Below are 16,765 nucleotides of genomic sequence, written 5' to 3'. Positions count from 1 at the left end.
GTCAAGCAGGGACGACCCGAGGCGCGTCGGCGTCCAGCAACGCGACGAAGCGCCAACGATGCAGGCTGGATGACGTTGCAGCGCAGACGTGAAAAAAATACCGGAAGCAAAGCGGCCGTGCCGACCGATACGCCGGCACGACCGCTTCATTCTCCGTGCGCTGATCAGAGCTCAGCGCTCAGCGCTTCAGCGAAGTGGGATGGCGTCGCTCAGATCGCAAACGATGCGCCCGTCTGCCCCGTCGATTCGCGCAGGCCCTTGATCCATTTGCGCGCCGGCAAGCCGAGCTCGGCTTCGATCAGCTTCGCGCGCGCCTCTAGCGTGGTGAACGGCACGTCGAGCGCGGGGCCCGAGAACGCGATCGCGATACGGTTGCCGTCGTGCACTTCGGGCAGCGCGACGACGCGACCGTCGAAGGCTTCGTTCAGACGCTTCATGTTGCGCACGAAGCTCGGATGATCGCCGAACAGATTCACCGTGACGATGCCCGCGTCGGTCAGACACGCACGTGCCGCACGGTAAAAGCCGACGCTGTCGAGCACTGGGCCGCGCGCGGTCGCGTCGTAGACGTCGATCTGCAGCGCGCCGATGGTGCCGTGGTTCGCGCTCTCGTTGACGAAGTCCCACGCGTCGGTTTCATGCACGGTCAGACGCGCGTCGTCGGGCGGCAGTTCGAACATCGTGCGCGCGGCCACGACGACCGCCGGATTCAGTTCGACGGCCTCGACCTTCGCGCTCTTCAGGAAGCGGTGCGCGAACTTGGTCAGCGACGCGGCGCCGAGCCCGAGCTGCACGATGCGCTTCGGCGTTTCGAGGAATAGCAGCCAGGCCATCATCTGCTGCGCGTATTCGAGTTCGATGTGATCGGGCTTGCGCAGACGCATCGCGCCTTGCACCCATTCCGTGCCGAAATGCAGGTAGCGCACGCCGCCCTCTTCGGAGAACGTCACCGGGGCGAAGCGCGGCTTGCGCGGCGCTTCGATTTGCGGCGCGTCGTGTGCGTCGTGCTCGACGGTGCCGCTCGCGTTGCGCGTGGATTTGGGCGCCTTTTTGTGGGCCATTTTCTGTTTTCCGCCGATGGCTTGGGCGTCGCGGTCACGGAAAGCGCGCGCCTCGGCCGAAGCGCGCTTGATCAGATTCGTCATGTAGGGATGTCGCGCAACAGGCGCAATATTTTTGGTCGAACGAGAGCATAGCATTCGCTGCGACTCGCTCATTCAAATCAACCGCTCACAAACTGCTTTCAACGAACTCACAACACGCCCACGACGAAGCCGAATTTAGTTCGGCATCCTCGAAGAACCAAAAATTTTTGCGACCGCTGGATCGCGACCAACCTGCGCCATTACGCCACGCGCAAACGATTCACGTGGCGCTTTATCGCCGTTTTCCGTCACCAGCCGCAGCTTGCAGCGCATTTCCTCCCGGTGCGGCCCTCTCCCGCCGGTTAAAGAGTCCCCTGCCCAATGTCGTAAACGGGCGTACGAGGAATGACTGTCGACGCGATGCGATGCATCGCATCGCATTGCGTCGCACGGCCGCCACTACAAATCAGCGCTGCAGGGGAATTACTTTGAATCGTCAACAGTCCTGGACGCGCACAGCAGCGCCCGGCGAGATCATCTATTCCGAGGGCTACTCGGGTGAGCTTGTGGTCTTTCTGATCACGGAAGGCAAGGTCGAACTTTCCACTCGCTGCGACGACAAGAAGGTCGTCGTCGCGACGCTGGGCCGTGGCGAATTCTTCGGCGAGGCCGCGTTGCTCGCTGCCGAGCCACGCAGCAACACGGCGAAGGCGCTGACCTTCTGTCAACTGACCGTCGTGCCGGCCGGCATGCTCGACGACGAGATCGAGCGCGTGTCGCCGTTGCTGCGTCATATCACGCGCACGCTGATTCGTCGCGTAAAGCGCAAGGACGATCTGCTTGCGACCTACACCCACGCCGACTTTCTGCCGGGCGTACTGTCGTACGCGCACGTGCTGACGCTGATGTCGAACGGCGAACGGCGCGATGGGAACGACAGCTGGGGACGCCGGCCGCTGCAATCGCATGCCGAGGAGATCTCGGTGCCGCTCGTCGAAGTGATCAAGAAGTGTCGCGCGATTGCCGGCCATTCGCGTCCGCACGTGATGGCGATGCTCAAGCGGATGGAGAAGCTCAACCTCGTTACGATCGAGGCCGCGCAGCCCGGACAGCTGACTAGCGCGTCGACCGAATACTCGGCGTATGACGGCGCGGCCGCGCGCCAGGTCGTCACGTTCGACGCCGCGCGCATCGTCGATCGCGCGCAGCAGGTCGCGGACGGCGACCTCGATATCGCGGTGAACAGCGAACTTGAGCTGATCGAGCTGACCGATCTGGAAGCGTTGATCGGTGTCGACAAGACGCTGATTCTGAACAAGTTGTCGCACGGCGAAATCGCCGACGAAGTGTTCGCGTTCCGCAAGTCGAAGGTACTGACCTATGTCGAGCAGCAAGGCGTCGCCTATTTCTCGCGACGCAATACGCACCAGAGCGGCGCGCTGAATTCGCTCGACGATCTCGCCTTCGTCGACCAGCGCACGCTGTTCGAAGCCGTCAGCGGCTTCGATACGTACGATCTCGCGAAGCTGCTCGCCAGCGTCGACGGGCAGCCAGTGGCCGAGCGCCTGCTGGCGGTGATGACCGAAGTGCGTCGCAACGAAGTGTCGTGGGTGATGCGGCGCGATATCAAGATCGATGCGATCGAAGTCGGCGACATCGAGCAACGGCTGCTCGACGCGGTGAAGACACTGAAGGCACCGGCGGCGCCGCGCGCGGCGCTGCAGGACGCCGCGCGCTAACCGGTTTGACGGCGCGCCGTCGCTCATGCGCGCAGCGTGAGCGCGGCGCCGAGCGAGGAAAAGCATGGATCTGTTGACGTTGTTTGGTGTGCTGTTCGGTGGAGCGGCAATCGTTTTTGGCTTCGCGCTCGAAGGCGGGCATTTTCCGACGCTGTTCCAGTACGAGGCGTTCGTCATCGTGCTCGGCGGCACGTTCGGCGCGGTGATGATCCAGAACACGTGGGCGCGCTTCTTCGATGCGCTGAAGCTGCTCGCTCTCGCGTTCACGCGCGCGCGACGGGTCGACCAGAACAGCCTCTCCGACCTCCTCGAATGGGGTGACCAGGCGAAGCTCAACGGTCTGCTGGCGTTCGAATCGATGGACGTCAGCGGCATTCATCCGTTCGCCAGACGCGGGCTCGAACTGCTCGCGAACGGCGTGTCGACCGCCGTGCTCGAAGATGCGCTGCAGCGCGAACTCGATGCGTACGCGCGCAACCACATGGCGGCGGCGCGCGTGTGGCAGCAGGCGGGCGGCTACGCGCCGACGTTCGGCATCCTCGGCTCGGTGCTCGGGCTGATCCAGGTCACCAATCACATTCTCGACCCGGCGCAACTCGGCTCGGGGATCGCGACGGCGTTCGTCGCGACGCTGTACGGTCTCGCGCTCGCGAATCTGGTGTTTCTGCCGCTGTACGGCAAGCTGCAGGCGCAGGTCGACAGCGAGGTGCGGTTTCGCCGCCTCTATCTCGACGGGCTGCTCGCGATTTCACGCAAGGAGTCGCCGCATACGATCGCAACGCGCCTGACGGGCGAGGTGCGCGGGCGCGCGGCGGAGTCGCTGGCCTGAGCCTGCCATCGAGCGCGTTCTCATTGGAAACGGACCAATCACTTATGCAAACGACGGCTGGTGGCAAGGGCGCGCCAGGCGGCGCGGACGATCGCGCCGAACAGGGCGGCGAAGGCACCGAGGGCGGCCGCTGGCTGATCTCGTACGCGGACCTCGTCACGACGATGATGGTGCTGTTCCTCGCGCTGTATGTGTTGCAGTTGGCGAAATCGAAGCAACTCGAACTCAGGTATCAGACGCTCGAAACGAAAACGTCGCAGCAGAGCGCGCCCGCGCCAGCAGGCGGCACGCAACAGGAGGCGCGCAAGCAGTTGAGCGCATGGCTCGATGCGCTGCGCGAGAAAGGGCTGATCACGGTGACCGACGTGCCGCACGGCGTCGAAATCGGCGTCAACGCGAAGATCCTGTTCAACGCCGGCGATGCGCGGCTGCTGCCCGATTCGTTCGATGTACTCAATCAGATCGCGCAGGGACTGCAAAAGGATGCGACGGGGAATGTGCTCGTCGAGGGGCATACCGACAGTGTGCCGATTTCGACCGCCAAGTATGCGTCCAACTGGGAGCTGTCGTCGGCTCGCGCGGGCGCAGTGGTCAGGTATCTGGTCGAGCGCGGGATCGAGCCGCATCGGTTGGCCGCGATCGGACGGGCGGACAATTTTCCGCTGGTCGCCGGCAATGACGCGGCGGCAAGAGCGGCCAACCGGCGGGTCGCGATCGTCGTGCAGTATTGAACGCGTTCGCCGGTAGCATTGGCCGCCCTTCCCTGCTACGAGCCGCCCGCCGGCGGCTCGTCTTCACATCACCTCGCTTCACGCATCACGTCATTCGACGCGTACCGCCCCAAGCGCCTCGTTCAGCGTGCGGCTCGGCCGCATCACCTCTTCGAGCTTGTTGAAGTCCGGCTTGTAATAGCCGCCGATGTCCGCCGGCGCGCCCTGCACCGACGCGAGCTCCGCCACGATCACCTGCTCGTTGGCAGTCAGCTGCGTCGCGAGCGGCGCGAACTGCGCGGCGAGCGCGGCGTCGTCCGTTTGCGCGGCCAGCTCCTGCGCCCAGTACATCGCCAGATAAAACTGGCTGCCGCGATTGTCGAGCTCGCCCGTCCTCGGGCTCGGACTGCGGTTGTTGTCGAGCAGCTTGCCGGTCGCGGTGTCGAGCGTCTTCGCGAGGATCTTCGCCCGGTTGTTGCCGGTCTTGATGCCCAGTTCTTCGAGCGACGCCGCGAGCGCGAGGAACTCGCCGAGCGAGTCCCAACGCAGATGGTTCTCTTCGACGAGCTGCTTCACATGCTTCGGCGCCGAACCACCCGCGCCGGTCTCGTACATGCCGCCGCCCGCCATCAACGGCACGATCGACAGCATCTTCGCGCTCGTGCCCAGCTCCATGATCGGGAACAGGTCGGTCAGATAATCGCGCAGGATGTTGCCGGTGACCGAGATCGTATCGAGCCCGCGCACGACGCGCTCGAGCGTGTAACGCATCGCGCGCACCTGCGACATGATCTGGATGTCGAGGCCGGTGGTGTCGTAATCCTTCAGGTAGGCCTCGACCTTCTTGATCAGCTCCGCCTCGTGCGGGCGATACGGGTCGAGCCAGAACACCGCGGGCGTGCGCGAATTGCGCACGCGCGTGACCGCGAGCTTGACCCAGTCGCGGATCGCCGCATCCTTCACCTGGCACATGCGCCAGATGTCGCCCTGCTCGACGTTCTGCGTGAGCAGCACCTCGCCGCTCGCGAGATCGACGATGCGCGCCTCGCCGTCTTCCGGCACTTCGAAGGTCTTGTCGTGCGAGCCGTATTCTTCCGCCTTCTGCGCCATCAGGCCGACGTTCGGCACGGTGCCCATCGTGACCGGATCGAACGCGCCGTTGGTCTTGCAGAAGTTGATCATCTCCTGGTAGATGCGCGCGAACGTGCTCTCCGGAATCACCGCCTTGGTGTCTTTCGGCCGACCGTCGGCGCCATACATCTTGCCGCCGAGGCGAATCATCGCCGGCATCGACGCGTCGACGATCACGTCGTTCGGCGCATGCAGGTTCGAGATGCCCTTCGCCGAATCGACCATCGCCAGTTCCGGACGATGTTCGTGGCACGCGTGCAGGTCGCGGATCACCTCCTCGCGCTGCGACTCCGGCAGCGTCAGGAGCTTCTCGTACAGATTGACGAGGCCGTTGTTGACGTTCACGCCGAGCTCGTCGAACAGCTTGCCGTGCTTCGCGAACGCGTCCTTGTAGAACACCTTCACCGCGTGGCCGAAGACGATCGGGTGCGAGATCTTCATCATCGTCGCCTTCACGTGCAGCGACAGCATCATGCCGGTCTTGCGCGCATCTTCCATCTGGTCTTCATAGAACTCCAGGAGCGCCTTCCTGCTCATGAACATGCTGTCGATGATCTCGCCGTCCTGCAGCGCGACCTTCGGCTTCAACACGATCGTCTTGCCGTTCTTCGTGACCAGTTCCATCTTCACGTCGCGCGCGCGATCCAGCGTCATCGATTTTTCGCCGTGATAGAAGTCGCCGTGCCGCATGTGCGCGACGTGCGTGCGCGACGCCATGCTCCATTCGGCCATGCTGTGCGGATGCTTGCGGGCGTAGTTCTTCACCGCGGCCGGCGCCCGACGGTCCGAGTTGCCTTCGCGCAGCACCGGGTTCACCGCGCTGCCGAGACACTTCGAGTAGCGCTGACGGATCGCCTTCTGTTCGTCGGTCTTCGGATCTTCCGGATAGTCAGGCACCTTGTAGCCCTTCGCCTGCAGTTCCCTGATCGCGCTCGTCAGTTGCGGCACCGATGCGCTGATGTTGGGCAGCTTGATGATGTTGGTGTCGGGTAACGAGGTCAGGCGACCGAGTTCCGCGAGGTTGTCGGGCACCCGCTGCGCTTCGGTCAGAAACTCGGGGAACTCACCGAGGATGCGGCCCGCGACCGAGATGTCGCTGGTCTCGACCTCGATGCCGGCCGGCCTGGTGAAGGTCCGGATGATCGGCAGGAACGCGGCCGTCGCAAGCAGCGGGGCCTCGTCGGTGAGGGTGTAGATGATGGTCGGTTGCTGGGTCGTCATTGCTAGGCTCTGGGCGGGCGGTTGAGAGGCATCTCGCAAGTGATACGGGCGGGATGCGCAAACGTCGATCAGGAAAACGACAACGCTAGGACACAAACGCTGTGCGTGGCGGATGGCGATGCGGGGCCCTGGAACGCCAAAGCGGAACGATTAAGCGAACACGGCGGACTGCGTCGCGCAGCGGGTCGCACGTTTGGATTCTGCCTCATTTTCGGGCTGCGAGGAGAATTTGGAATGTGAACAACGGGAGCACACATGGACCCGGCAGAGCAAATGACGATCGCGGTTGACTGGATACGCGAAGCCGGCGTCAGTCGCGCCATCGTGCATGCCAGGCGTGCGAACATTCGCACCGCTACAATCCTCCGATATCGATGTTCCCGCAGATCTGCCAAACCAAGCCGGAGCGTGTGATGGACGGCGATACCCGGAAAGCCCAATCCGACTGGATTTCCCGTTCGGAATCCACCCGCGGAGTCGAACGCATCGAAGCCTTTTTCCACGGCAACGCGTACTCCATGCATCGGCACGACACCTACGCGATCGGCCTGACCCTCGCGGGCGTCCAATGCTTCCATTACAGGCGCGGTTTGCGCACCAGCCTGCCCGGACAGACCATGGTCCTGCATCCCGACGAAGTGCACGACGGTCAGGCCGGCACGAACGAGGGATTTCGTTATCAGATGATTTACGTGCAGCCCGCCGCGATCCAGGAAGTCCTCGGCGGCCGCCCCCTGCCGTTCGTCGAAGGCGGCGTCACGACCGATCCGCGCCTCTTCGAAGCCACGAAGACAGCGCTGCACCAGATGCGTGGCGACGCGGAGCCGCTCGAACGTGACGACGCGCTCGCCGGTCTCGCGCTTGCGCTGGATAACGGCTCGGGCGCGCGGCAGACGCGCAGGTCCGCGGATTTCGCGGCAGCGCAGCGAGCACGGGAATATCTGCACGCATCGTGCACGCACACCGTCACGCTCGATGAACTTGCCGTCGTCAGCGGGCAGGACCGCTGGAGCCTCTCGCGCGATTTCCGAACTTTTTACGGCACCAGCCCCTATCACTACCTGGTCATGCGCCGGCTCGAAGCCGCGCGCGCGATGATGCTGCGCGGCGTTTCCCTCGTGGACGCGGCGGCGGCAGCCGGCTTCGCCGACCAGAGCCACATGACCCGACATTTTCGCCACGCATACGGAATCCCTCCCGCACGTTGGCTCGCGATGACGAGCGATCGGCGCGCCGGCTAACGCAAGCTTGCACGATCGTTCAAGACACTCGCCGGCGGCGGGACTATGCTCTGTTCCAGGTATCACCCGAATGGAGCCACCATGCACAGCGATTCCCAGCCGACACCCGAGCAACGCGGCCAATACAAGACCATCAATCTGCTCGACAAGATCAGTCAGATCGACGACCACTGGCAGCCGCGCGTCGTGGCTGAAATGAATGACTATCAGTTCAAGGTCGTAAAGATAGCCGGCGATTTCGTCTGGCATCGGCATGCCGATACCGACGAGACGTTCATCGTCCTCGCAGGCCGGTTGCGCATCGACTTCCGCGACCGCTCGATCGAACTGTTTCCCGGAGAAATGGCAGTGGTACCAAAGGGAGTCGAGCACAAGCCGTATGCCGAGTCCGAGGTGAAGCTGCTGCTCATCGAACCGCGCGGCGTCGTCAATACTGGCGATACGACCAACGAAAGAACCGCCGAAAACGACGTATGGATCTGAGAGCCGCCATGCAAACGCCGCGGCCGATCGTTCGCGAAGCCGTTTTCCCCGCCGACACGCACAACCTCGTCGCCGTGATCCGCGAGTATGTCCGCTGGCTGGATATGGATCTGTCGTACCGTGGATTCGATGCGGAAATGGACGCGTTCGAACCCGTTTATACGCTGCCATCCGGCATGTTCTTCGTCGCCGACGCCGGCGGCGAGCTCGCCGGTTGCGCGGGACTGCTTCGTCATACGGCAGACACTGCGGAAATCAAACGGCTCTATGTTCGTGAAGCATTCAGAGGGTTGTCGCTTGGCGAAACGCTGGTCACATCGGTGATCGGGAAAGCGAAGACATTGGGATTCTCGACGCTGGTTCTCGACACGGTTCCGCAAACCGGTTTTGCACAGCGCATCTACGAGCGGTTAGGGTTCGTCGAAACCGCGCCCTACTACGAGAATCCAGTCGAAGGCACACGGTTTCTTGCGCTCGATCTATGACCGCGAATGGCATCCTGTCGGTCGATCAGACGCAGGTTAGCCGTCGCCATATGTCGAGCTTTTGAGCGTATGAAACCGAGGCATGGGCGGGACTGCTCGATGGCAAACGGACAAGCCGGTATTGCTCTGCCCGCTCGCCCAACGCTTTCATCCCGATTTTGGCCGCCGTCCCCCCGTTGAAGGCGATGGAAGCCAGTTTCGGCAGCGTATCGATGAGAGCAATCAGATCGTTGCTGGCATGGTCGCGAATCCGGCTATCCAGGCTTCCTGTTCGACGAGCCTCGGCAACGACATCCCACAGTCCGATATGGTGTTCGAGCAACGTCTCAAGACGCGTCGAATAGGCCATGCCAACCAGATCCCGTTCTATCGCTTCACCGACCAGTAACCAGAATTTGTTCTGCGGGTGTGCGTAGTATTGGCCGTGAGCCAACGACACCTCGCCCGGCAAGCTACCGAGAATCAAGACCCGCGTATCAGCGTCGACGACAGGCGCAAAGCAACGCTTGAACGACATCAGCGGCTCCGCTCGTCGGCGCTGCGCGGCACGCTGTGCGCACGCGACGCGGTGTGATCGAGCGGACGACCGTGCTCGCGCGCCCGCGCGTGCGCGATATGCGCCGCGCCGGTGCCTGACGCGGCAGCGTGCGCGCGAGCGGCCGCGTCCAACGCACGCAAATGCTCCCACAGTGCCGGCAACATGCATTCGGTCACCATCAAAGGCGCGCCGTGGCGCTCGAACACCGAGCGACGCGCCACCAGCGCATGCCGATCGCCGCCGTCGATTTCATGCGCGGCCAACCGATACAACGGATGCCCCTGCCCCACCCTGCGGCTCACCAGCAACGAACGCGCGACGCTGCTATCGCTATACAGCAACTCCGCGAGCGGCCGGGTGCGCAGCCGGCGCGTCGCCTGCCAGACGCCGACGCTCGCGGCACGCGGCGTCACGCTATGCGCGGCGACGAACGGTACGCCATCGACCGACAGCACCACTTCGCGCACCCACACCGGCGCGCGCGGCGCGAGTCCGAGCGCGGCGGCTTCGTCGGGCCACGGCAGCGCGACGGCTTCGCGAGTCACGCGCACCGCGACCGCGCCGAGCGCGCGCAGGTGCGCGGTCAGTGAACCGCCGCGGGTCAGCCAGTCTTTCTGGGCGGCGCTGAAAGTGGCCAAAGGCGCGACGCGCCAGTGGGCGTCGGTGGGATCGAAACGGATAGGCATGGTGTCGGATTATAGCGGCGTGCTCCGACGGCAATTTTTCGCGGCGACGACCGCGGCGGCGATCGTGCGCGCTCCTTCAGCCAGCGAGCCGACGCAAACCAGAAGGCAAAAAAAATGCGCTGCCGAAACAGCGCATTTCTCTACTACCGGGCGTCAATCCAGCAACGACATCAACGCTTTCGGCTCACGCTCAACCCGCGCGCGACAGCAACAACGCATTGGTCCGCTTCACGAAGCTCGCCGGATCTTCTAGCGCACCGCCTTCGGCGAGCAGTGCCTGATCGAACAGCAGATGGCACCAGTCGTCGAAATTCGCGCTATCGGCATGCAAGCCCTTCACGAGGGCGTGCTCCGGATTCACTTCGAGAATCGGATGGAACTCGGGCGCCTGCTGGCCCGCGGCCTTCAGCATGCGCTGCAGGTAGCCGCTCATTTCGCCGTCGTCGGCAACGAGGCACGACGGCGAGTCGGTCAGGCGGAACGTCAGACGCACGTCCTTCGCCTTGTCCTTCAACGCTTCCTTCATCTTCTCGACGAGCGGCTTGAACGCTTCGCCGATCTTCTCCTGCGCCTGTTTTTCCTCGTCGTTCAGCGCGCCTAGATCGAGGTCGCCGCGCGCGACGCTTTGCAGCGGCTTGCCGTCGAATTCGTTGAGGAACGACAGCATCCATTCATCGACGCGATCGGTCAGCAACAGCACCTCGACGCCCTTCTTGCGGAACACTTCGAGATGCGGGCTGTTCGACGCGGCCTGCCACGTGTCGGCGGTCACGTAGTAGATCTTCGTCTGCTCGGGCTTCATGCGAGCGACGTAGTCGGCCAGCGACACGGTCTGCTCGGCCGTGCCCGTATGCGTCGTCGCGAAGCGCACGAGCTTCGCGACGCGCTCGCGATTGGCGAAGTCCTCGCCGATGCCTTCCTTCAGCACCTGGCCGAATTCCTTCCAGAAGCCTGCGTACTTTTCCTTATCGGCGTCGTTGTCCGCGTTGGCCAGTTCTTCCAGCATCGACAGCGCGCGCTTGGTCACGCCTTCGCGGATCGCCTTCACGTCGCGGCTTTCCTGCAGGATTTCGCGCGACACGTTGAGCGGCAGATCGGCCGAATCGACCACACCCTTCACGAAGCGCAGGTACGCAGGCAGCAGTTGCTCGGCGTCGTCCATGATGAACACGCGCTTCACGTACAGCTTCAGGCCGCCGCGCTGCTCGCGGTTCCACAGGTCGAACGGCGCGTGCGCCGGCACGTACAGCAGTTGCGTGTATTCGCTGCGGCCTTCGACGCGGTTATGCGTCCACGTCAGCGGATCTTGATGATCGTGCGAGATGTGCTGGTAGAACTGCTTGTATTGATCGTCGGTGATGTCGTTCTTCGAACGGGTCCACAGCGCGCTCGCCTGGTTGACGGTCTCGTCCTCGTCCTTCGTGACCATCTCGCTCTTTTCCGCGTCCCACTCTTCCTTCTTCATCAGGATCGGCAGCGCGACGTGGTCCGAGTACTTCTGGATGATCGACTTCAGCCGATACGACGACAGCAGTTCGTCCTCATCGGCACGCAGATGCAGCGTGATGGTCGTGCCGCGCGCGGCGCGCTCGATCGTCTCGACCGCGAAATCGCCTTCGCCCGCGCTTTCCCACCGCACGCCTTCCGAGGCCGGCAAACCGGCGCGGCGCGTCTCGACGGTGATCTTGTCCGCGACGATGAAGCCCGAATAGAAGCCCACGCCAAACTGGCCGATCAGCGCCGCGTCCTTCTGCTGGTCGCCCGACAGCTTGCCGAAGAATTCCTTGGTGCCCGAACGCGCGATCGTGCCGAGGTGCGCGATCGTCTCGTCGCGGCTCATGCCGATGCCGTTGTCGTCGATCGTGACGGTGCGCGCGGCCTTGTCGTACGACACGCGAATTCGCAGGTTCGAATCGTTCTCGTACAGCGCGCTGTTTTCGATCGCCTCGAAGCGCAGCTTGTCGGCCGCGTCGGACGCGTTCGAAATCAGCTCACGCAGAAAGATTTCCTTGTTGCTGTACAGCGAATGGATCATCAGTTGCAGAAGTTGCTTCACTTCTGCCTGAAAGCTCATGGTTTCTTGTGCCATGGTCGGACTTCCTCTCTGTTGCGAATGGGGGATGAGCGGCGGCCGAAGCGGATTCCAACCGCGGTTCGGGCCCGCCGTGCCGGAGCGCCGGACCGCCGGATCGTCCGCGCAAATGGGGACGCTCCGGCGCGGTTTCAAGAGGCGCGACGCGCGACGCCGTCGAGATAACGGCTTAGGAACGCCGACAATTCAGGATCGCCGCAATTGGCGATATTGAAGCGCATCCACGTGCTCGGCGACTGCTGCGGCGAAAACAGCCCGCCCGGCGTCAGCAGATAGCCGGCTTCGTGCCCGGCCGCGGCGAGCCCGCCTGCGTCCACGCCGGTGTCGGCCCACAGGAACATCCCGGCCGTCGGCGTCAGAAACAGCTTCATGCCGGTCTTCTCGATCATCCGCACGGCCTTCTCGCGCACGCCGTCGAGCCGTGCGCGAATGCGCTCGACGTGCCGCCGGTAGTGGCCCTCGGTCAGGATCTTGTAGATCACGCGCTCGTTCAACTCCGGGCTCGTCATGCCGACCAGCATCTTCTGATTGGCGACCACCATCGCGACCTCTGCCGCGCACGCGATGAAACCGACGCGCAGATTCGGCGCAAGCGTCTTCGAGAAACTGCCAAGGTAGATCACGCGCTTTAGCTGATCGAGGCTCGCGAGCCGCGTACCCGCGTAGCTAGGCGGGCACAGGTCGCCGTAGATGTCGTCCTCGACGACGATGAAGTCATACGCCTCGGCAAGCCGCAGGATGCGGAACGCCTGCGCGGCGCTCAGCGAGGTGCCGGTCGGGTTCTGCAGCACCGAGTTGATCACCAGCATTTTGGGGCGCCATTCCTGGACCAGCGCTTCGAGCGCGTCGAGATCGGGGCCGTCCGGCCTGTACGGCATGCCGACGAGCCGCGCGCCCTGCGACGCGAAGCAGCCGAACATCTGGAACCACGCCGGATCGCCGACGATCACCGCATCGCCCGGCTTCACGTAGATGCGCGAAATGAGGTCGATCGCCTGGGTGATGCCCGACACCATCACGATCTGCTCGGGCGACGCGCCGATCTCCAGCTCCTCGAGCCGCGTCTGCAACTGCTGACGCAGCGGCAGGAAACCTTGCGCGGTGCCGATGCCGAGCATCTGCATGCCGCTTTGTCGGCCGAGCGTGCGCAGCGCGTTGGTGATCAGGTCGCCGTCGAGCCAGCGGGCCGGCAGATAGCCGAGGCCCGGGCTGCGCTCGGGCCGCGCGCCGGTGTGCAGCATGTTGCGCAGCAGCCAGACGACGTCGATATTGGCCGGCGCGGGCAGCGTCTCGGCGCGCGGGTGCAGCTCGGAGACCGTCGCCGCGCCGCCCTGGCGCTCGCGCACATAGAAGCCGGAGCCGCGCCGCGACTCCAGAAAACCCTGCGCGACGAGCCGCTCGTACGCTTCGACCACCGTGAAGCGCGACACGCCCTTGTCGAGCGCGAGCTTGCGGATCGACGGCATGCGCATGCCGGGGCGGAACACGCGCTCCTCGATGCGGCGCCGCGCCCACTGGACGAGCTGTTCGACCAGCGTCAACGACGCGGTGTCGTGCGGGGCAGGAATCTGGGTAAGCGGGACGGACATGACGGACTCCAACTGTACCGAACAGTATCGCGCCGATTGTACCGTTACTGTGCAGGTCACGGCCGTTACATTTGAATCCAGCGAGGCTGGTGACACCATGTAAATCCATACGTATGGCCCACCGATCCGGCAAACGGTTATGCTTACGGCCCCGACAGCGCTGCCCACAAGCGTGGCGCGCAACTGGCCCTTGCGAAGAACAGCGTTTTCCGTCGATCCGCCATGACCACCCTGACAGCCCAATCGCTCAGTCTCGATCACCTCGTCGTCTCCGCGCGCACCCTGGACGAAGGCGTCCAGTACGTCGCCGATACGCTCGGCGTCGCGCCGGCCGGCGGCGGTGCGCATCCGCTGATGCGGACCCACAATCGCCTGCTCGGCCTGTGGGGCGGCGTCTACCTGGAAGTGATCGCCATCGATCCGCACGCCGCGGCCGACGCAACCGATGGCACCGCGCCGCGCCCGCGCCTGTTCGCGCTCGACGACCCGGCGACGCAGGCGCGACTGGAAAACGGGCCGTATCTGTCGCATTGGGTCGCGCGCGTCGAGCGGCCGAAGCATCTGACGACGTGGCAAGCGCAGTATCCGCAGCGCATCGCGCCGGTCGTGCCGATGACGCGCGGCGATTTCACGTGGGGCCTGACGGTGCCCGACGACGGGTCGTTCCCCGCGTGGCAAGGCGCCGGCGACGGCGTGCTGCCCTCGCTGATCCAGTGGGACTCGACGCGGCATCCGTCGCAGTCGCTGGCACCGACCACCCTCGCGCTGAAAGCGTTGAAAGCCGTGCATCCGCGGCCAGAGCTGATTGGCGAGCAACTGCGCTGGCTCGGCGCCGCGCACCTGCTGGACGTACAGCCGACCGACGGCGCGGCAGCGCTCGTCGCCGAATTCGAAACACCCGAGGGTCCGCGAACCCTCGGATAAGCAGCGCGTGATTGGGCAACCCCAGCGGCAATGGTTGGCCAGTCGCGCGATAATTGAAGTTTTGACCGGTTCCAGAAATACCAGAGGAGATCATGGACCAAAGCGACCTGAAAGCCCCGACGTGGCAATTGTCCGAACGCGCGCGCAAGCTCACGAGCTCCGCGATCCGCGAGATCCTGAAGGTCACGGAACGGCCCGAAGTCATCTCCTTCGCCGGCGGCCTGCCCTCGCCTGCCACCTTCCCGGCCGAGCGCATGCGCGAGGCGTCCGACCGCATCCTGCGCGACACGCCCGCCGCGGCGCTGCAGTACAGCGCGACCGAAGGTTATCTGCCGCTGCGCGAATGGGTCGCGCAACGCCACTCGACCAACGGCGCGCAGATCCGCGCGTCGCAGGTGCTGATCACGACCGGCTCGCAACAGGCGCTCGACCTGCTCGGCAAGGTGCTCGTCTGCGTCGGTAGCCCGGTGCTGGTCGAAACGCCGACCTACCTCGGCGCGCTGCAATCGTTCTCGATGTACGAGCCGCACTACGTGCAGGTGCCGACCGACGAGCAGGGCCTGGTCCCCGAGAGCCTGAAGCCGGAACTGACCAATGGCGCGCGTCTGCTGTACGCGCAGCCGAATTTCCAGAATCCGACGGGCCGCCGTCTGCCGGTCGAACGCCGCCGCGCGCTCGCCGAGTTCGCGAAGACCGCGCCGTTCCCGGTGATCGAGGACGATCCCTATGGCGCGCTCGACTACGCGGGCGAACCGCTGCCGACGATGTTGTCGATGGCGCCCGATCACATCGTCTATCTCGGCTCCTTCTCGAAGGTGCTCGCGCCGGGTCTGCGGGTCGGCTTCATCATCGCGCCCGAGGAGCTGATCTTCAAACTCGTGCAGGCCAAGCAGGCCACCGACCTGCATACGCCGAGCTTCACGCAGCGCATCGTGCACGAAGTGGTCAAGGACGGCTTCCTCGACACGCACGTGCCGACGATCCGCGAGCTGTATCGCAACCAGTGCGACGCGATGCTCACCGCGCTCGAGCGCTATATGCCCGAAGGCGTCAGTTGGAACCGTCCGGAAGGCGGCATGTTCATCTGGGTCAATCTGCCGGCGGGAATCGACAGCATGAAGCTGCTCGCGGAAGCGGTTGCGCAGAACGTCGCGTTCGTACCGGGCGCTCCGTTCTTCGCGAACGAAGCCCAGCACAACACGCTGCGTCTGTCGTTCGTCACGGTGCCACCGGCTAAAATCGACGAAGGCGTGGCGCGTCTCGCCGCACTCGTGCGCGCGAAAATCTGAACGGCGTTAGCCGCACTGCCATCGGGGCGAAGCTTGCACGCGCGTTGCGTGCGGACTTCGCCGGCATTCATGCAATCTCACCGAAACGAGGACACGACATGGCTCAATCGAATGTGTACGACAAGCTCAAGGAACTCGGCATCGAATTGCCGGCGGCGGGTGCGCCGGCAGCGGCCTATGTGATGAGCGCGCAAAGCGGCAACACGGTGTACCTGTCGGGCCACATCGCGAAGAAGGACGGCAAGGTCTGGGTCGGCAAGCTCGGTGCGACGCTCTCCACCGAGGAAGGCAAGGGCGCCGCGCGCTCGATCGCGATCGATCTGCTCGCCACGTTGCATGCGCACGTCGGCGACCTGAACCGCGTCACGCGCATCGTCAAGCTGATGAGCCTCGTCAACTCGACACTCGAGTTCACCGAGCAGCATCTGGTCACCAACGGCGCGTCCGAGCTGATCGCCGACGTGTTCGGCGAGCGCGGCAAGCACGCGCGCTCGGCGTTCGGCGTCGCGCAGATTCCGCTCGGCGCGTGCGTCGAGATCGAGCTGATCGCCGAGGTCCAATAGCATCGACGCGATGTAACCAAGCATGCGGTGTCGCGTGAGATGCGCATACGATTCACGCCGCATTGCGATTGAAGCGCGCCGTCCGGTGTCACGCACCGGCGGCGCGTTTCTGTTTTATGGCGACGGTGGATCGCCGCCGCGTAGCCGGATAGAATCCGCG

General features: G+C 64.2%; 15 protein-coding genes. 9 read left to right on the top strand and 6 right to left on the bottom strand.

Annotation, left to right across the window (positions count from 1 at the left end; all coding sequences use genetic code 11):
- Nucleotides 1–209: 209 nt before the first annotated feature.
- Nucleotides 210–1,145: a class I SAM-dependent methyltransferase gene (locus HDG39_RS25305; protein WP_184009600.1), complete on the bottom strand. Its 936-nt coding sequence runs from the start codon at nt 1,143–1,145 to the stop codon at nt 210–212.
- Nucleotides 1,146–1,573: 428 nt separating this feature from the next.
- Here HDG39_RS25305 and HDG39_RS25300 point away from each other — a divergent pair, with 428 nt between their 5' ends.
- From HDG39_RS25300 to HDG39_RS25290, 3 genes are all read left to right on the top strand, one after another.
- Nucleotides 1,574–2,824: a cyclic nucleotide-binding domain-containing protein gene (locus HDG39_RS25300; protein ID WP_184009598.1), complete on the top strand. Its 1,251-nt coding sequence runs from the start codon at nt 1,574–1,576 to the stop codon at nt 2,822–2,824.
- A gap of 64 nt (nt 2,825–2,888) precedes the next feature.
- Nucleotides 2,889–3,653 carry a flagellar motor protein gene (locus HDG39_RS25295; RefSeq protein WP_184009596.1) on the top strand — a complete coding sequence of 255 codons (765 nt, stop codon included), beginning with the start codon at nt 2,889–2,891 and terminating at the stop codon, nt 3,651–3,653.
- Between the two features lie 44 nt (nt 3,654–3,697).
- On the top strand, nt 3,698–4,384 hold the full coding sequence (locus HDG39_RS25290) for an OmpA family protein (RefSeq protein WP_184009594.1): 687 nt from the start codon (nt 3,698–3,700) through the stop codon (nt 4,382–4,384).
- A 90-nt stretch (nt 4,385–4,474) separates the two neighbouring features.
- Here the strand turns inward: HDG39_RS25290 and HDG39_RS25285 are convergent, their stop codons facing one another.
- Nucleotides 4,475–6,715 (bottom strand): NADP-dependent isocitrate dehydrogenase, encoded by a 2,241-nt coding sequence (locus HDG39_RS25285; protein ID WP_184009592.1) that lies wholly within the window; start codon nt 6,713–6,715, stop codon nt 4,475–4,477.
- Nucleotides 6,716–7,128: 413 nt separating this feature from the next.
- Here HDG39_RS25285 and HDG39_RS25280 point away from each other — a divergent pair, with 413 nt between their 5' ends.
- The 3 genes from HDG39_RS25280 (at nt 7,129) to HDG39_RS25270 (ending at nt 8,924) form a co-directional block, all read left to right on the top strand.
- Nucleotides 7,129–7,956, top strand: coding sequence for an AraC family transcriptional regulator (locus HDG39_RS25280; protein ID WP_184009590.1), 828 nt, complete (start codon nt 7,129–7,131; stop codon nt 7,954–7,956).
- An 81-nt stretch (nt 7,957–8,037) separates the two neighbouring features.
- Nucleotides 8,038–8,439: a cupin domain-containing protein gene (locus HDG39_RS25275; RefSeq protein ID WP_184009588.1), complete on the top strand. Its 402-nt coding sequence runs from the start codon at nt 8,038–8,040 to the stop codon at nt 8,437–8,439.
- The gene (locus HDG39_RS25270; RefSeq protein WP_260328252.1) at nt 8,430–8,924 is read left to right on the top strand and encodes a GNAT family N-acetyltransferase; all 495 of its coding nucleotides are present in this window, start codon (nt 8,430–8,432) and stop codon (nt 8,922–8,924) included. Before HDG39_RS25275 ends, HDG39_RS25270 begins: the two co-directional genes overlap by 10 nt.
- Before the next feature lie 25 nt (nt 8,925–8,949).
- Here HDG39_RS25270 and HDG39_RS25265 read toward each other — a convergent pair whose 3' ends face one another.
- The 4 genes from HDG39_RS25265 to HDG39_RS25250 all read right to left on the bottom strand — a co-directional run bounded on the left by HDG39_RS25265 (nt 8,950) and on the right by HDG39_RS25250 (nt 13,829).
- Nucleotides 8,950–9,441 carry a DNA-deoxyinosine glycosylase gene (locus HDG39_RS25265; protein WP_184009586.1) on the bottom strand — a complete coding sequence of 164 codons (492 nt, stop codon included), beginning with the start codon at nt 9,439–9,441 and terminating at the stop codon, nt 8,950–8,952.
- The gene (locus tag HDG39_RS25260) at nt 9,441–10,148 is read right to left on the bottom strand and encodes a chorismate--pyruvate lyase family protein (RefSeq protein WP_184009584.1); all 708 of its coding nucleotides are present in this window, start codon (nt 10,146–10,148) and stop codon (nt 9,441–9,443) included. Before HDG39_RS25260 ends, HDG39_RS25265 begins: the two co-directional genes overlap by 1 nt.
- Before the next feature lie 190 nt (nt 10,149–10,338).
- Nucleotides 10,339–12,237 (bottom strand): molecular chaperone HtpG, encoded by a 1,899-nt coding sequence (gene htpG / locus HDG39_RS25255; protein WP_184009582.1) that lies wholly within the window; start codon nt 12,235–12,237, stop codon nt 10,339–10,341.
- Between the two features lie 134 nt (nt 12,238–12,371).
- The gene (locus HDG39_RS25250; protein WP_184009580.1) at nt 12,372–13,829 is read right to left on the bottom strand and encodes an aminotransferase-like domain-containing protein; all 1,458 of its coding nucleotides are present in this window, start codon (nt 13,827–13,829) and stop codon (nt 12,372–12,374) included.
- A 231-nt stretch (nt 13,830–14,060) separates the two neighbouring features.
- Here HDG39_RS25250 and HDG39_RS25245 point away from each other — a divergent pair, with 231 nt between their 5' ends.
- The 3 genes from HDG39_RS25245 to HDG39_RS25235 all read left to right on the top strand — a co-directional run bounded on the left by HDG39_RS25245 (nt 14,061) and on the right by HDG39_RS25235 (nt 16,605).
- A complete protein-coding gene (locus HDG39_RS25245; RefSeq protein WP_184009701.1) occupies nt 14,061–14,753 on the top strand; it encodes a VOC family protein in 693 nt (230 codons plus the stop codon).
- A 92-nt stretch (nt 14,754–14,845) separates the two neighbouring features.
- Nucleotides 14,846–16,042, top strand: a complete 1,197-nt coding sequence (locus tag HDG39_RS25240) for an aminotransferase-like domain-containing protein (protein ID WP_184009578.1) — start codon at nt 14,846–14,848, stop codon at nt 16,040–16,042.
- A gap of 98 nt (nt 16,043–16,140) precedes the next feature.
- A complete protein-coding gene (locus HDG39_RS25235) occupies nt 16,141–16,605 on the top strand; it encodes a RidA family protein (protein ID WP_184009576.1) in 465 nt (154 codons plus the stop codon).
- Nucleotides 16,606–16,765: the final 160 nt, after the last annotated feature.

It is taken from the genome of Paraburkholderia lebeckiae, assembly GCF_014201005.1.
Lineage (GTDB): Bacteria > Pseudomonadota > Gammaproteobacteria > Burkholderiales > Burkholderiaceae > Paraburkholderia > Paraburkholderia tuberum.
The sequence above is the reverse complement of the archived record's forward strand: the minus strand, read 5'-3'. Positions and strand labels throughout refer to the sequence as shown.

Coding starts and splice junctions, on each gene's coding strand:
- HDG39_RS25305 (WP_184009600.1), bottom strand. CDS start 1,145: ATGACGAATCTGATCAAGCGCGCTTCGGCCGAGGCGCGCGCTTTCCGT.
- HDG39_RS25295 (WP_184009596.1), top strand. CDS start 2,889: ATGGATCTGTTGACGTTGTTTGGTGTGCTGTTCGGTGGAGCGGCAATC.
- HDG39_RS25290 (WP_184009594.1), top strand. CDS start 3,698: ATGCAAACGACGGCTGGTGGCAAGGGCGCGCCAGGCGGCGCGGACGAT.
- HDG39_RS25285 (WP_184009592.1), bottom strand. CDS start 6,715: ATGACGACCCAGCAACCGACCATCATCTACACCCTCACCGACGAGGCC.
- HDG39_RS25280 (WP_184009590.1), top strand. CDS start 7,129: ATGGACGGCGATACCCGGAAAGCCCAATCCGACTGGATTTCCCGTTCG.
- HDG39_RS25275 (WP_184009588.1), top strand. CDS start 8,038: ATGCACAGCGATTCCCAGCCGACACCCGAGCAACGCGGCCAATACAAG.
- HDG39_RS25270 (WP_260328252.1), top strand. CDS start 8,430: ATGGATCTGAGAGCCGCCATGCAAACGCCGCGGCCGATCGTTCGCGAA.
- HDG39_RS25265 (WP_184009586.1), bottom strand. CDS start 9,441: ATGTCGTTCAAGCGTTGCTTTGCGCCTGTCGTCGACGCTGATACGCGG.
- HDG39_RS25260 (WP_184009584.1), bottom strand. CDS start 10,148: ATGCCTATCCGTTTCGATCCCACCGACGCCCACTGGCGCGTCGCGCCT.
- htpG (WP_184009582.1), bottom strand. CDS start 12,237: ATGGCACAAGAAACCATGAGCTTTCAGGCAGAAGTGAAGCAACTTCTG.
- HDG39_RS25250 (WP_184009580.1), bottom strand. CDS start 13,829: ATGTCCGTCCCGCTTACCCAGATTCCTGCCCCGCACGACACCGCGTCG.
- HDG39_RS25240 (WP_184009578.1), top strand. CDS start 14,846: ATGGACCAAAGCGACCTGAAAGCCCCGACGTGGCAATTGTCCGAACGC.
- HDG39_RS25235 (WP_184009576.1), top strand. CDS start 16,141: ATGGCTCAATCGAATGTGTACGACAAGCTCAAGGAACTCGGCATCGAA.